Origin of the sequence: Paraburkholderia fungorum (assembly GCF_900099835.1) — a bacterium.
Classification (GTDB): domain Bacteria; phylum Pseudomonadota; class Gammaproteobacteria; order Burkholderiales; family Burkholderiaceae; genus Paraburkholderia; species Paraburkholderia fungorum_A.
This window is the reverse complement of sequence record NZ_FNKP01000002.1, coordinates 2,306,065-2,321,249: the sequence shown is the minus strand read 5'-3', so window position 1 is coordinate 2,321,249 and position 15,185 is coordinate 2,306,065. Positions and strand designations below refer to the sequence as shown.

Below are 15,185 nucleotides of genomic sequence, written 5' to 3'. Positions count from 1 at the left end.
AACCATTGCCAACACTACTGGGTAATTCAATGCTCAAATCGCTTTATCGACTCCGTTCCGTTAGCGTTCTGTCGGCCGCTCTCGTCATTGGCCTCGCGCCGTTCTCCTCCGCATTTGCCGATGCGGATTCGCGCGACGTCGCGAATGCGTCGAGCGCAATGGCCGCGCAACAGCCGAATGTGGCGGTTGGTCCGCAATACGACACCACGCACGTGTATGTTGCTTCCGCTGATCTGGACGCGTTCGTCAGCAGCTTTCTCGCGACGTTTGGCGGCAAGGCGTCGCCGCGCGCAGTATTTACGGTCACGCCGACGCCGAGCAAAACCGCATCGCAATATGTGCAGACGCCGGTCGGCATGCTGTCGGTATTCGGCTTCGAAACGCCGGTGCCGTATCCGTTCGGTAATGAGCGCACCGGCTATCTCGTCACCAATATCGATCAGGCGTTGAAAGCGGCACGTGCGTCGGGCGCCGACGTGCTGGTCGATTCGTTCGACGATCCCATCGGCAAGGACGCGATCATTCAATGGCCGGGCGGTCTGACGATGCAACTCTACTGGCACACGAAGGCGCCGAACTATGCGCCGTTGCAAAGCGTGCCGGATAACCGCGTGTATGTGTCGCGCTATGAGGCGAAGAACTTCGTGCGTCGCTGGCTGCACTTCTCGCACGGCAAGGTTGTGTCGGACAACGCGCATGCAGACGCTGGTGTGATCGGTCGTCCGGGCGAGACTGTGCGCGAGATTCGTATCGATTCGGGCTTCGGCAAGATGGTGGTGTTCGTCACGGACGGCAAGCTGCCGTTCCCGTTCGGACGCGAAACGACCGGCTACGCAGTCGCGGACGTTGCACAGACGCTGGACAAGGCGCAAGCGGCGGGCGCGAAGGTGCTGTATCCGGCGTACGGCAGCGCGTCGGGCAAGACGGCAATGCTCGAATTCCCGGGTGGCTATATTGCTGAAGTTCACGATGGCCAGTAATGCCGTCATGAGAAAAAAGCGCGGGCCGCTGCACGCGGTCCGCGTGCTGCTGATCAGCTCGGGGCTGGCGGCGGCGCTGCCCGCCTCGGCGGCAGATATGGCCGTGGGCAGCGCCGACGACACCACGACAGGCAGCGCGGCCACCACCGCGAGTGCAGCCGCTGCGTCGGACAAATCGTGCGCGCGTCCCACGGTGATGTTCAATCGCTGGCAGGAGAACTGGTCGGCACTGGCGAACCCGTGCGTGCCGAAGCGCCCATTCGACTCGCTGAAGTACATTCCGCTATTCGGTAATCCCGACGCGTATATCTCGCTCGGGATGGTGCTTCGCGAGCGGCTTGAAATGAACGACGCACCGCTGTTCGGCCTCGGCTCGGGACGCGACGACACGTACGTGCTGCAACGTCTCGAAGTTCACGCGGACGTGCATCTCAACTCGCATGTGCAGATCTTCACGCAATTCGAAGACGCGCGGCCGTTCGGCAAGGACAACGTCACGCCGGTCGACAGGAATCCACTCGATTTGCGCCAGGCGTTTGTCGCGATTACCGAGCCGCTCGGGCCGGGCGAATTCAAGTTCCGCGTGGGCCGCCAGGAGATGGCATTCGACTTGCAGCGTTTCGTATCGGTGCGCGACGGCCCGAATGTCCGTCAGGCTTTCGACGCGATCTGGGCCGACTATGAAACGGGTCCATGGCGTTGGATCGCTTATGCCACGCAGCCGGTTCAATACCGCGACCAGTCCGATTTCGACGACGTTTCGAATCGCGATCTGACGTTCAGCGGCGTACGCGTCGAGCGCAAGAGTGTGGGGCCGGGCGACCTGTCGGCGTATTACTCGCGATATAACCGCAGCAACGCGAAGTTTCTCGATGCGACCGGCAATGAGCACCGCGATGTTTTCGACGCGCGTTACGCGGGCAACGTGAACCACATCGACTGGGATGTGGAAGCGATGTATCAGTCAGGACATGTCGGTAGCAAAACGATCGGCGCGTGGGCGGTGGGATCGCTGGCCGGCTACACGCTGGCGAGCGTGCCGTGGACACCGCGTTTCGGTCTCCAGGTCGACGCGGCTTCCGGTGACACTCATCCCGGCGATGGCAGGATCGGCACATTCAATCCGCTGTTCCCGAACGGCTATTACTTTGCGTTGGCGGGTTATACCGGCTACACGAACGTGATTCACGTCAAGCCGTCGCTGATCGTCAAGCCGAGCAGCAAGCTGACCTTGCTGGCAGGCGTGGGTCTGCAATGGCGTGAGACGACGGCGGATGCAGTGTATGGGCAAGGGTCGTCGGTCGTGCCGGGCACGGCGGGAACGGGTAATCGCTGGACCGGGTTCTACACGCAACTTCGGGCCGATTACGCGATCAATGCGAATCTCGCCGCTGCGCTCGAAGCCGTGCATTTCCAGGTGGGACCTTCGCTGCGCGACGTGGGCGCAAAAAATGCCGACTACGTCGGCGCCGAATTGAAATTCAGCTGGTAGCAATAGCTTTACAGATGAGCCCATGGCGAGCGCGATGGGCGACACGAGGTCGACACTATGAGCACCCCGGATTTGTCTTCTGACGCGTTTGCACCGTCCGAACTCGAACTGCCTTTTTCGTCGCTGGAATATCGCCAGCATCAGATGTTTCCACGCTTGTCGGCGGCGGAGATTCAAAGCGTGCGTCGTTTTGCGCGGCCGATGTCGTTCAACGAAGGCGAGTTGATTTTCGAAACCGGACGTGTCGCGATAGGGCTGTTTGTCCTGTTGCGCGGGCGCGTTCGCATCTATTCGCGCGATAGTTTCGGCCGGTCCACGCTCGTCACCGAACATGAAGACGGCCACTTCATGGCCGAGATGGCGCAACTGTCGGGCAAGCCCGCGTTGATCGACGGTATTGCGTTGACCGATGTCGAGACGCTGGTGATCGAGCCGGACAAGCTCAGGGCGTTGATCGTCGCCGATGCGCAACTCGGCGAGCACATCATGCGCGCGTTGATCTTGCGGCGGCTCGGTCTGATTGAACAGGGGCTCGGCCCGATCATCGTCGGCAATGGCGACGATGCGCGACTGGTCAGCTTGCAAGGTTTCTTGCGCCGCAATGCTTATCCGGCGACGGTCATCGACGCACGCAACGACCCGGAAGCGATCACGCTTTTAAGCGGCATGACGGCCGGCCCAGACGATTTTCCACTGGTGTTCTGCCCGAACGGCAATGTGCTGCGCGCGCCTGACGAAGTGCAACTGGCTTCGTGCCTGGGGCTCGTGCCGACCTTCGAGCCTTCGCATGTGTACGACGTCGCGATTATCGGTGCGGGGCCGGCAGGGCTCGCCGCATCTGTCTATGCCGCGACTGAAGGGTTGTCGGTCGCCGTATTCGATCAGCGTGCGCCGGGTGGCCAGGCGGGGGCGAGTTCGAGAATCGAGAACTATCTCGGCTTTCCCACGGGAATTTCAGGCCACGCATTGGCCGCGCGCGCGTTCCAGCAGGCGTTGAAATTCGGCGCGCATCTGGCGATTCCCGGCAAGGTGACCGAAGTCAAAAGACAGAACAATGCGTTCGCGCTGACGCTACTCGATGGACAACGCGTGAACGCGCGCACGGTCGTGATTGCGAGCGGCGCGGCGTATCGCAAGCCGACTGTGCCCGGCTTCGAGCGTTACGAAGGGCGCGGCACCTACTATTGGGCATCCACGATCGAAGCGAAACTGGTGAAAGGGCAAGACATTGTTCTGGTGGGCGGCGGCAATTCCGCGGGCCAGGCGGTGGTGTTTCTTGCCAACTTCGCGCGCAGTATCCGCATGCTGATTCGCGGCAAGGATCTGAACGCGAGCATGTCCAAGTATCTGATCGACCGGATCGGCTCGTTGCCTAATGTCACGCTTTGCACGGGTTGTAGCCTGCTAGAACTCGACGGCGACGATGCGGGGCTCACGCAAATCCACGTACGTCATGAAGATGAAAGCGAAGTGGAAGTGCTGGAATCGCGGCACCTGTTCCTCTTTATCGGCGCGGATCCGAAGACGGACTGGCTGAGTCCGAGCGGCGTCGAACTCGATAATCGCGGCTTTGTCGTGACCGGTTTCGCCAGAAGCGCGCATGAATCGCCCGATACCGGTGTGCGTTTCCCGCTTGAGACCAGTTTGCCCGGCATGTTCGCGGTCGGTGATGTGCGCTCGGAATCGGCCAAGCGCGTGGCGTCGGCAGTGGGCGATGGCGCGGCTGTTGTCAGCCAGATTCATGCGTACCTGAGTCGAATGGCGACGCCGGTTCAGGACAATTAATAGAAGATTAATAACGGCTGCTGGTCGCCGCCGTTATGCTTGTTCGACGGAAATCAGGGTGCCGGGAGAAAGTCAGTCATGAATCGCCAGAAATGGTCTGTACGGTGGAGCGCGTGCCTGATTGCAGCGGTATTCTGCGGCGCGGCGTTTTTACCCGAGCTTGCATCGGCTGCGGCTCCGCAGGTCAAAACCCAGGCACCGGGTTTTTATCGCGTGATGCTCGGCGATGTCGAAGTCACTGCGTTAAGCGATGGCACGCATCCGTTTCCCATCGACACGGTGGTTCAGGACGTGCCGAAAGCTGAAATCGCCCGCGATCTTCAGCGCGACTTTCTTCAGGCGCCCGTGCAGGGGTCGATCAACGCGTTTCTGATCAATACCGGTTCGAAGCTCGTGCTGATCGACAGCGGTGCAGGCGTGCTGTACGGCGATTGCTGCGGACGACTGCTCGCGAATCTGCGCGCAGCGGGTTATCAACCCGAACAGGTCGATGAAGTACTGCTGACGCATCTGCATAAAGATCATGTCGGCGGTGTGATCTCGAATGGCGCGATGGTCTTTCCGAATGCGGTAGTGCGCACGAGTCAGACCGAGGCAGACTACTGGCTGAATCCGGCGAACAAGATCAAAGCGCCTGCGTTCCTGAGTACTTTTTTCGATTCGGCGATTGCGTCGGTTGCGCCTTATGTCGCTGCTGGACGCTTTAAACCGTTCAACGCCGATAGCGAATTCGAACTCGAACCTGGCATTCGCGTGATTCCAGTGCCGGGCCATACGCCGGGGCACGTCGCTTATCTGATCGACAGCGGCAAGCAGGATCTGCTGGTCTGGGGCGATATCGTCCACGTTGCGGCGATCCAGTTGCAGAACCCGAAGGCATCGGTCGAATACGACACCGACGCGGCATCCGCGCAACGTTCGCGCCGTTACGCGCTTCAACTCGCGGCGGATAAACACTATCTGGTGGGCGCCGCGCATATCGCGTTTCCGGGCCTGGGGCACATCCGGAAAAACGGCCGCACGTACGACTGGGTGCCGGTCAACTACGAATCCGCGCCAGGTCGATGATTCCTGCGCATGCCAGTCCTCTCATGATTTGGAGGAAACGATAAATGGATACAGACAGGATCGCGATTACTCAGATTGCACCGGCTGCGCCCGCCGCATTTCACGCGAGCGGGGTTGCCGTGTGGAGTCACGTGATCGACGCGCTAGTGGGCGGCTTCGGCAACGCGGGCGAGGGTGCGCGGTACCTGGAGCCGCGCGCGGACTGCAAACGGCCGTACGTTCTGTCGCCGCACGTACAGGTGAACGTGATCGAACGTTTGTCGGATACGTCGGTGTCCGTTCGATGGCGCGATGCCACGCGTTGCCGCTATGACGATCAGATCTGGATCAGTTGCCGCGCGCGCAGCGGTGGCCGTTGCGCGTTGAGCGGCACGACGATCCGCCGGCACGATTTCGTCTATAAGCCGCGCACGCGCAGTGTCGTGCCCGCGAATGCCAATGCGATGATTCTCGCTTCACTGGTTGAGCGGGTGCCTGCATTGACGTGAGTTTGCAAGGCCGCGCGTCTAGCTGTCGCGCTGAAGTGTCAATACCGCATCGAGACCACCACCCGGGCGGTTTCGCAGGATCAGCGTGCCGCCATGCGCGGCGGCGATGCTTCGTGCAATCGTCAGGCCGAGTCCGGTGCCGGTCTGTGCGTGCGCCTGTTCCGCGTGCGTCGTTTCGAGCCTGAAATAAGCTTCGAAAACCCGTTCGAGCATCGCTTCGTCAGCAATACCGGGACCGTTGTCGCTGATAACAATCGTCACGACTTGGCCTATATCGCTCACCTTTATCGCCGCGTCTCCACCATAACGGATCGCGTTGTCGACGAGATTTTGCAGACATCGCTTCAGATTGCGTGGATACCCCGGAAACGGCTTCAATACCTTTCCTTCGACCGTCACCGAGTGCCCGGCCTCGCGTGCATCTTCGGCGAGGCTGTCGAGCATCGACGCGAGATCGATGTCGTGACGCGCTTCGGTAATCTCCGCGCCTTGCACGGCGTGCAGCGTCGCGCGCACCATCGCTTCCATTTCGTCGAGGTCGCCGCGCAGGCGCTCGCGCCATTCGGGATCGGGCAGCATCTCCGCGCGCAGACGCAGGCGCGTCAGCGGCGACCGCAAATCGTGCGATACGGCGGTCAGAAAACGCGTGCGTGCGGCGATGCCTTCGGTCAACTGTTCCTGCATCCGGTTGAACGACTGCGCGGCGGTGCGCACTTCGAGCGGCCCCACTACGGGCAACGGCGAACGGTAGATATTCCGGCCTAAAGCCTCGGCGGCTTTTGCAAGCTGTTTCAACGGCCGCACGGCGAAACGCACCGCGACGAGCGCGATCAGGAAGACGGCGGTCAGTCGGACGAAATAGATTCGCACCAGATAGTCGAGCACCAGCGACCACGGCTGCGTCTGCATACCCGCCTGTCCTTCATTGGCCTCGACATCGAGCCAGGGACCGTCCGGTACTTTTAGCTGAACGTGAAAATCGCCGGTTGGCATACGCGAATCGAACAAGCTGAAAATGCCCTTATGGTGGCCGGATTCGTCACGCAGATGCGCGTCGAGCAGGCGTACCTCGACCGGTTCGCCGAGCCGCCGCGCGATCACGCCAGACACCAGATTGCTCACCGTGTGCCGCGCGACCGAACCGCTGTCCGGCGCGTCGGGCAGATCGGCGGGTGTGTCGATCGGGCGTAGCCGGTAGCGCGCATCGCCAAGCTGATCGATGATTGTGTGGCGCATGGCGTCGTCGGGTGCGTGCTGCAGCAGCCGCACTGTGTCCGCGAGACGGCTGGCGAAGAGTCGCGCGGGAATTTCCAGCGTGCGGTTGTCGTGCGTCTCGAACCAGATCGTGCTGGTGAACAACTGGCCGCCGAACATGCCGACCACCAGAATCAGCACGAGCCGTCCGTAAAGCGTGTCGGGCCACAGGCGCAGTTTCATCACAGAGCGCGCTTCACGCTTCATAACCGACATCGGCGACCAGCATGTAGCCCTCGTTGCGCACGGTGCGGATCAGCGCCGCCTGCCGCGCCTGATCTTTCAGATGCTGACGCAACCGGCTGACGCACACATCGATTGAACGGTCGAGTGGCGTGCGTTCCTTGCCGAAGACCTGGTCGAGCAGAAACTCGCGCGACAGCGGCCGGTTCGGATGATCGAGCAGCGTGCGCAGCGTCCGGTAATCGGAGCCGCCGAGCGACACGATCACGCCATCGGGCGACAGCATCTGCTTCATACGCGTATCGAGCCGCCATCCGGCAAAGCTGACATAGGTGCTCGCGTCCGCGCGCGGCGTGACGGGCATGGCGCGCGTGCGCTTGAGCACGGCCTTGATCTTGGCGACCAGTTCACGCGGATCGAACGGCTTGGGCAGGTAATCGTCCGCGCCCATTTCGAGTCCGAGAATGCGGTCGAGCAGCCCGCCGCGCGCGCTCAGGATAATGATCGGCACGCTGTGTTCGCGCCGCAATTCGCGGGTGATATCGAGTCCGTCTTCGCCGTCGAGCATCAGATCGAGCACGACCAGATCCACTTGCGACGAACCGATGATCCGCGTCATTTCGGCGCCGTTGCCCGCCGTGCTCGCGTCATAACCCATCTCGCGCAGATAGTCGCGCAGCAGTTGGCGGATGTTGGGATCGTCATCGACGATCAATATGTGGTCCATCTTCAGGCTCTTGTTTTTTTGCCCCTGGTGCCCGGTGCCGGGTGGTGTTTCCAGGCGGGGCAGCAGGGCGTCGGACGCGGCCAGGCCGCTCCAACACATTCCATTACAAAACAGCGTGTTTTCAACACATCGCCATTACATTGCGCGGCTAAAGTGACGCCAAATGCCAATCATTCTCATTAACTAACTATATCATGTCGATTTTTAAGACATCTTCGAGCCGGCCCGCTTTTGCCCGGCTGGCAAGCGCCGTCGCGGTTTGCGCGGTGTTCACGCTCGGTTTCGCCGGGGCCGACGCGTTCGCCGCGACCGCCACGGATACGACGGCCGCTGCGTCCGCAGCAGGCGCCGTCACCGATCTGGCGGGCCGCACCGTCAGGATTCCCGCGAATCCGCACCGCATCCTGCTGGGCGAAAGCCGTCTGCTGATGGCGACTGCGCTGCTCGAAGGCAAGCAGCCGCTCGCGCGCATTGTCGGCTGGCAGGGCGATCTGCCGGCGATGGACCCGCAGACCTTCAACGCGTACGCGGAAGAATTCCCCGGCATCAAACAGATTCCGCTGATCGGCAAGGCGACCGAAGACAGCATCAGCGACGAAAAAGCGCTGAGCCTGAAGCCGGACCTGGCGATTTTCAGCCTCGCCGGCCACGGTCCGAGCCGTTATAGCGCACTGGTCAAGCAACTGGAAGCGACCGGCACGACGGTGGTGTTCGTCGACTTCCGTCTGCATCCGATGCAGAACACCATTCCGAGCATCAAGCTGCTCGGCGCGGTGATGCATCGCGAGAAAGAGGCCGATGCGTACGCGCAGTTCTATCAGCAGCATCTGGCGCGGGTGGAGAGCGTTGTGAACGCGGTGCCGCAGTCGCAACGTCCGAAGGTGTTCGTCGATCTGCTCGCGGGCGTGTGGGATGCGGGCTGCTGCCACACCGCGGGCAACGGCAATTTCGGCGAGTTCATCACCGCGGCGGGTGGCCGCAATATCGCTGCGGGCCTCGTGCCCGGCGTGCTCGGCGACATCAGCATGGAACAGGTGATCGCGTCGCAACCGGACGTGTACGTCGCAACGGGCAGCCGCACGAAGCCGGGTCTCGCGTCGCTGCGCGTGGGCGCGCTGACGAGCGACGCCGATGCGCGCGCGAGCCTCGGCACGCTGGTGTCGCGTCCGGGCTTCGACACGATCAAGGCGATCCACGACGGCCGCGTGCATGGCATCTCGCACAACTATTACGACTCGCCGTACAACATCGTCGCAATCGAAGCGTTCGCGAAGTGGTTCTATCCGCAGCAGTTCAAGGACCTCGACGTGCACGCGACGCAAACCGAGTTGTACCGCCGCTTCCTCGCAGTGCCGCCTGATGGCGCGTACTGGGTCGACAGCCCGGCCAAAGCCGCTCCGCTGGCCGCACGCTAAGAGATTCGCCGATGTCCACGCTTGAACCTTCCGCGTCGATGCACGGCGCCGTAGTCCGCGATTACCGGCGGCTCGTGCAGCGGCGCGTCGTGTGGCTGCTGGTGGTGGCCCTGTTGATCCTCGGCTCGCTGCTGTTCGATCTGCGCTCCGGGCCTTCGGGGCTGCCTGTCGCGACGCTGTTGCGCACGGTGTTCGAGCGAGGTTCCGCCGATCCCGCGACCAGCGTGATCGTGTGGCAGATCCGCTTGCCGTACGCGGTGATGGCGCTGATCGTCGGTGCGTCGCTGGGGCTGTCGGGCGCGGAAATGCAGACCATCCTCAACAATCCGCTCGCGAGTCCTTATACGCTGGGCGTGTCGGCGGCGGCTGCATTCGGCGCGTCGCTGGCGATCGTGCTCGACATCGCGATTCCCGGCGTGTCGCAAACGTGGATCGTGTCGGCTAACGCATTCGTGTTCGCGTTGCTGTCGGCATTGGTGCTGGACGGCGTCGCGCGCTGGCGCGGCATGAGCACGGCGGGCGTCGTGTTGATGGGCATTGCGCTGGTGTTCGCGTTTCATGCACTGGTCGAGCTGATGCAGTTCATCGCGTCCGCCGATGCTTTGCAGGGTCTCGTGTTCTGGACGCTCGGTTCGCTGGCGCGCGCCGACTGGACCAAGATCGGCGTATTGAGCGCGGCGCTCGCGATCGCGCTGCCGCTGTCGATGCGCAACGCGTGGACGCTCACCGCGCTGCGCCTCGGCGAAGACCGCGCGGCGAGCTTCGGGATTGACGTGCGCCGTTTGCGCCTCGGCACCTTGCTGCGCGTGTCGGTTTTGTCGGCGCTGGCGGTGTCGTTCGTCGGCACGATTGGTTTTGTCGGGCTGATCGCGCCGCATATCGCGCGTACGCTGTTCGGCGAAGATCATCGCTTCTACCTGCCGGGCAGTGCGCTGATCGGCGCACTGATGTTGTCGCTCGCGTCGATTGCATCGAAGCTGATCATTCCAGGCGTGCTGATTCCGGTCGGCATCGTCACGGCGCTGGTCGGCATTCCGCTGTTTCTCGGCATCGTCGTGCGTTCGCAGGGGCAACTCAATTGAGCGGCCTGCACATCCACGATCTGAGCGTGAATTACGGCAAGCGCCCGGTCCTCGTTTCGCTCGATGCCGGCCCGTTGCCGCGCGGACAGATCACCGCGTTGCTCGGCCCGAACGGCAGCGGCAAGTCGACGTTGTTGCGCACGCTGGCCGGTCTCACGAAGGCGAACGGCGGGTCGTTGTCGCTCGATGGCGAGACGCTCGCGCTGTCGGCCGTCAGCGCGCGTTCGCATAGCGTCGTGTACCTGCCGCAAGCGCTGCCTGCGGGCGTGCGTCTGCAGGTGCTGGAGTCGGTGCTGGTGGCCGCTCGCGCGACGCGGGACGGGTCACTTCAGGCACGTGGCAGACAGCATGCAAGCAATGGCGAATACGCCGCAAAAGCGCACGCGGTGCTGCAACGCCTCGGCATCGAAGCACTCGCCGCCCGTTCGCTCGACGAATTGTCCGGCGGACAGCGACAGCTGGTCGGCATCGCCCAGGCCTTGATCCGCGACCCGCAAGTGCTGCTGCTGGACGAGCCGCTGTCGGCGCTCGATCTGAACCATCAGTTTCACGTGATGCAGGTGCTGCGCGAGGTTACACGCGAGCGCGGCATCGTGACGGTCGTCGTGCTGCACGACATCAACGTCGCGATGCGTGCGTGCGACCGCGCGATGCTGCTGCATGACGGACATATCGTGCATTTCGGGCCGCCGCAAGACGTCGTCACGGCGGCGAGCCTCGCACGCGTTTTCGGTGTTCTCGCGCGAATCGAGCCGTGCTCGCGCGGACACCATCAAGTGCTGATCGACGGTCTCGCCGATCGCACGGGCATCGCCAACCGCATGGGCGCCGTCAGCCCATAACCACGCGGCCAGCCAGCCCACTTCTCAAGCCGTTTGCCGTGCTTCTCGTGGCGCCCTTTAAACAGGGCGCTGCGTGTTCGCGCGCGAACTGCAATCTCGATCTCATAGACGATTAACAGACCAGGAAAAAGATGAAGAAGGTTCTTGTGATTGCCGCATGCGCGGCGGGGTATGCCGCGAGTTTCGCGACGGCGGCGCATGCGCAGTCGAGCGTGACGCTGTACGGGATTATCGATGCGGGGCTGTCGTACACGAATAACCAGGGCGGTAGCAGCAACGTGCAGGCGGGCAGCGGCACGGTGACGGGCAGTCACTGGGGCTTTCGTGGACGTGAAGATCTGGGTGGCGGCACCGCCGCGATTTTCCAGCTCGAAAGCGGCTTCAGCGTGATGAACGGTACGCTGCGCCAGGGCGGCCGGATGTTCGGCTATCAGGCGTACGCGGGTTTGACGAACGACCGCTTCGGCACGATCACGCTCGGCCGGCAGTATGACTCGGTGGTGGACTATCTCGCACCGCTGAGCTTCACAGGGCACCATCCTGGCGGCAACAACCTGTCCGCGCATCCGTTCGACAACGACAACCTGAACAACTCGTTCCGCGTGAACAACTCGGTGAAGTTTGCGAGCAACGACTATCACGGCCTGCATTTCGGCTCGTTGTACGGCTTCTCGAACGAAGCGGGCGGTTTCTCGGACAACCGTCTGTACAGCTTCGGTGCGTCGTATAACAACGGCCCGTTGAGCCTCGGCGCGGGTTATCTGCAGGCGAACAACGGCGGCAGCACGACCAACACCAGCGGCGCGATCACGCTGACCGACCGGACCTTCATCGCGGCGCGTCAGCGCACCTTCGGCGCGGGCGCGAACTACACGATCGGCGCGGCGACGCTCGGTTTCGTGTGGACGCGTACGCAACTCGGCGGCCTCGATACGATCAATGGTGCGAACAGCCTGGGTATCGCGGCGAACGGGCAGGGCATGAGCTTCAACAACTACGAAGCGAACGCGAGCTATGCACTGACTTCCGCGTTGAGCCTGCAGGGCGAGTACACGTACACGTCGGGCGCGATGTCGACGGATACCGGCGCGCATCATCCGAAGTGGCATGAGGTGTCGCTGATGGCCGACTACTCGTTGTCCAAGCGGACCGACGTGTATCTGCAAGGCAGCTACCAGCACATCAGCGCGGATGGCTCGGGCCTGACCGCCGATGTCAGCGGACAAACCGCGTCGTCGACCAATCAGCAGGTGGTGGTGGCAGCGGGGATGCGTCACCGCTTCTGATGCTTTTGATGTTGCTGATAGGGATGGCGGTGCCGGTTCGGGCCGCTGTTGCCGGTCGCCGTGGTGTTGGGAGACTGCGCCACGGTTTGTAAACGTTGTACTTCCAGAACCGGATCGACGCGGGTTTAACCGCGAATGAGCCCAGGTTAGGCGGTCCCACGCCCATCGGCCACTCAGCCGAACGACTCGCTTGCGTGTATGATAATCATTCTCATTAATATGGCTTCGCCGCCACGCACGCGTTTCGTTGAATCATGGGCACTGTTTTGATCGTCGCGCCGGCTTTTGCCGGCGCTTTGCTGTTGTACGTCAGCTCGCCCGCGCAGCGCTGGCTGCGCGCGCCGTGGCCCGCCAGGTCCGCACGTCTGGCCGCGCTAGTGTGCGTCGCGATATCGCTGGTTTGCGCGGCTCGCGCGTTGCAACCGGCGACGTCGCTGTCGGTCGTCGTGACCGTGCTGATGGCGTGTCTGACCGCTGCGCCGTTCATCGGCGCGCTGATCGACCGCAGCCGTTCAAAGCGCGCCGCATCATGACGCGCGCATCCACTTCCCGCCGCGCGGCAGGATCGATCGAACGCGATCTGATGATGAAATTCGTCGCCGGTGTGATCGGCGGCTTTGGGCTGGCGCTGGCGGCGAGTGCGCTGTTCGTGCGTCTGTCGCCGGGCGGCCTGACTGCGGCGAGCAAATTTCACGTCGCCATGTGGCTCGTGCCGCCGCTGTGGATTGCGCTCGCTTCCGCCTCGTTCATGTTTCGCAGCGGCGCGCGCGCGTTCGGCTGGCTCGGGTTAGCCAACCTGGTCGCGTTTGCGCTGGTTCTGCTCGTTCAGCGCGTGCCGCTCTGAACGTTTTTTTCGTGCTTTAGCCCTCCATTCTTCGAGCGGCGCGCCGCTTGTCTCACCTTCCGTTCAGCATGCGCAGCGATATTCTCCGCGTTTATAAGACCGTTCATACGTGGACCGGCATCGTTGCCGGCCTGCTGCTTTTCATCGCGTTCTACGCAGGCGCGATCACGATGTTCAAGGATTCGCTGACCGACTGGACGACGCCGCCCGCCGTCAGTGCCGCGCCGTCGGTGCCGCTCGATCGCGCGGATGTTCTGATCGACCGCACGCTCAACGCGTATCCGGCCGCGCGCAAGCTGTTCACGCTGGCGCTCGTCGACGGCGGGCGTGTGCGGATGTCGTGGCAGTCCGCGTCCGGGCAACGCCAGGATGCGTGGCTCGACGACCAGGGGCAATTGCAGACGACACCCAGCCGTCCATCCGACGCGGCGAGTTTTATCGACCTCATCCACATGACGGGCGGCGTGCCGGGCGGCTACAACGTCGGCGTCGGCGTGATGGGCGTGGTGTCGCTGCTGTACGGGCTGGCGCTGGTGTCCGGCGTGATCGTGCTGCTGCCGACGCTGGTGAAGGATCTGTTCGCGCTGCGCATCGGCAAAAATCTGAAGCGGATGTGGCTCGACGCGCACAACGCGGTCGGCATTCTGAGCCTGCCGTTTCATCTGGTGATGGCGCTCTCGGTGGTCGCGTTCGGGCTGAGCGACTATATCTTTGACGTGCAGGACAAGCTGATCTACGAAGGCGCACTCCAGCCGATGATGGTCGCGCAAAACCCGTACTTCGCGAAGGCGCCGGTCGCGACGCATGCCGCGTCCGAACCCGCTCCGTCGATGCTGCCGCCGGCGCAACTGCTCGCCCGCGTGCGTGAACGCGCGCCGCGTTTCGAACCCACGGCGCTGCGTTATCGCCGCGCGGGCGAGGCGGGCGCAACCGTGTTCGTCGCGGGAGACGATGCGCGTTTTCTTGCGCGCGACGGCGGCTTTGCGCTGATGGACCCGTTCAGCGGCAAGTTCCTGAATGCGCAATTCCTGCCCGACGGAGGCGGCGGCACGAACTGGTCGTCGGCGACGAGCGCGTTTTACGCGCTGCATTTCGGCACCTATGGCGGCGCGCCGGTGCAATGGGGCTATTTCGCGCTCGGGCTCGCGGGCGCGTTCCTGTTCTACTCGGGCAACCTGTTGTGGATCGAAAGCCGGCGCAAGGCGATGCGGCGCGACGGCGTGCCGGTCACGCAGCGTCGCGCGACGTTCGTGATGGCCTCGCTGACCGTGGGCGTGGCGCTCGGCTGCATCTGCGGAATCTCGCTGACGCTGGCGGCGGGCAAGCTGCTCGCCGGACGCGTGGACACGCTGCACGCGTGGCATGTGTGGATTTACTACACGACGTTCATCGCCGCGATCGTCTGGGCGATGGTGCGCGGCGCGGCGCGCGGCTCGGTGGAATTGCTCGCGCTGGCGACTGTTTCGACGGCGGCGATTCCTCTGCTGAGCGTGATCGGTGCGCTGGCGCCGTCGAGCGGATTATGGTTTTCCGCGAATGCCGGGCCGCTTGGTGTCGATCTCGGCGCGGCAATCGGCGCGCTGTGTTTCGCGTGGATGGGGTGGAAGACGCGGCAGCGGGTTGGGGAGGGTCGGGGGGATAGTGTGTGGTCGGTGCGGGGGAGGGGCGCAGTGCTGGATGAGGCGGAGAGAAGCGACGTGCAGGAAGCTCTTGAAACGCGCCAAGGGCGGTGAGCGATA

At 63.0% G+C, this 15,185-nt stretch carries 14 protein-coding genes; 12 read left to right on the top strand and 2 right to left on the bottom strand.

Translation table 11 applies throughout. The features are described from left to right. Positions 1 to 29: 29 nt before the first annotated feature. The 5 genes from BLS41_RS26270 to BLS41_RS26250 all read left to right on the top strand — a co-directional run bounded on the left by BLS41_RS26270 (position 30) and on the right by BLS41_RS26250 (position 5,813). Positions 30 to 980, top strand: coding sequence for a glyoxalase (locus BLS41_RS26270; protein ID WP_074770158.1), 951 nt, complete (start codon positions 30 to 32; stop codon positions 978 to 980). Positions 981 to 987: 7 nt separating this feature from the next. Next, positions 988 to 2,472, top strand: a complete 1,485-nt coding sequence (locus BLS41_RS26265) for an alginate export family protein (protein ID WP_074771193.1) — start codon at positions 988 to 990, stop codon at positions 2,470 to 2,472. A 57-nt stretch (positions 2,473 to 2,529) separates the two neighbouring features. Then, a complete protein-coding gene (locus BLS41_RS26260; RefSeq protein ID WP_074770156.1) occupies positions 2,530 to 4,257 on the top strand; it encodes an FAD-dependent oxidoreductase in 1,728 nt (575 codons plus the stop codon). Between the two features lie 78 nt (positions 4,258 to 4,335). Continuing rightward, a complete protein-coding gene (locus tag BLS41_RS26255) occupies positions 4,336 to 5,325 on the top strand; it encodes an MBL fold metallo-hydrolase (RefSeq protein WP_083380084.1) in 990 nt (329 codons plus the stop codon). Between the two features lie 44 nt (positions 5,326 to 5,369). Then, the gene (locus tag BLS41_RS26250; protein WP_074770154.1) at positions 5,370 to 5,813 is read left to right on the top strand and encodes a DUF3331 domain-containing protein; all 444 of its coding nucleotides are present in this window, start codon (positions 5,370 to 5,372) and stop codon (positions 5,811 to 5,813) included. An 18-nt stretch (positions 5,814 to 5,831) separates the two neighbouring features. On the opposite strand, the gene BLS41_RS26245 is transcribed toward BLS41_RS26250, so the two are convergent. Both BLS41_RS26245 and BLS41_RS26240 read right to left on the bottom strand, forming a co-directional pair. Beyond that, positions 5,832 to 7,250, bottom strand: coding sequence for an ATP-binding protein (locus BLS41_RS26245; RefSeq protein WP_083380140.1), 1,419 nt, complete (start codon positions 7,248 to 7,250; stop codon positions 5,832 to 5,834). A gap of 13 nt (positions 7,251 to 7,263) precedes the next feature. Continuing rightward, positions 7,264 to 7,977 carry a response regulator gene (locus BLS41_RS26240; RefSeq protein WP_074771190.1) on the bottom strand — a complete coding sequence of 238 codons (714 nt, stop codon included), beginning with the start codon at positions 7,975 to 7,977 and terminating at the stop codon, positions 7,264 to 7,266. A gap of 194 nt (positions 7,978 to 8,171) precedes the next feature. Here BLS41_RS26240 and BLS41_RS26235 point away from each other — a divergent pair, with 194 nt between their 5' ends. The 7 genes from BLS41_RS26235 to BLS41_RS26205 all read left to right on the top strand — a co-directional run bounded on the left by BLS41_RS26235 (position 8,172) and on the right by BLS41_RS26205 (position 15,179). Continuing rightward, a complete protein-coding gene (locus tag BLS41_RS26235) occupies positions 8,172 to 9,392 on the top strand; it encodes an ABC transporter substrate-binding protein (protein WP_074770152.1) in 1,221 nt (406 codons plus the stop codon). A gap of 38 nt (positions 9,393 to 9,430) precedes the next feature. Next, a complete protein-coding gene (locus BLS41_RS26230) occupies positions 9,431 to 10,474 on the top strand; it encodes a FecCD family ABC transporter permease (protein WP_429251915.1) in 1,044 nt (347 codons plus the stop codon). After that, the gene (locus BLS41_RS26225; protein ID WP_074770148.1) at positions 10,471 to 11,316 is read left to right on the top strand and encodes an ABC transporter ATP-binding protein; all 846 of its coding nucleotides are present in this window, start codon (positions 10,471 to 10,473) and stop codon (positions 11,314 to 11,316) included. The genes BLS41_RS26230 and BLS41_RS26225 overlap by 4 nt, the downstream gene beginning before the upstream one ends. A gap of 131 nt (positions 11,317 to 11,447) precedes the next feature. Then, positions 11,448 to 12,602, top strand: a complete 1,155-nt coding sequence (locus tag BLS41_RS26220; protein WP_074770146.1) for a porin — start codon at positions 11,448 to 11,450, stop codon at positions 12,600 to 12,602. A 254-nt stretch (positions 12,603 to 12,856) separates the two neighbouring features. After that, complete coding sequence (locus BLS41_RS26215; protein ID WP_074770144.1) at positions 12,857 to 13,135, top strand: hypothetical protein; 279 nt, start codon at positions 12,857 to 12,859, stop codon at positions 13,133 to 13,135. Next, positions 13,132 to 13,446: a hypothetical protein gene (locus BLS41_RS26210; RefSeq protein WP_074770142.1), complete on the top strand. Its 315-nt coding sequence runs from the start codon at positions 13,132 to 13,134 to the stop codon at positions 13,444 to 13,446. The genes BLS41_RS26215 and BLS41_RS26210 overlap by 4 nt, the downstream gene beginning before the upstream one ends. Before the next feature lie 47 nt (positions 13,447 to 13,493). Further along, positions 13,494 to 15,179: a PepSY-associated TM helix domain-containing protein gene (locus BLS41_RS26205; RefSeq protein WP_366486738.1), complete on the top strand. Its 1,686-nt coding sequence runs from the start codon at positions 13,494 to 13,496 to the stop codon at positions 15,177 to 15,179. Positions 15,180 to 15,185 lie beyond the last annotated feature (6 nt).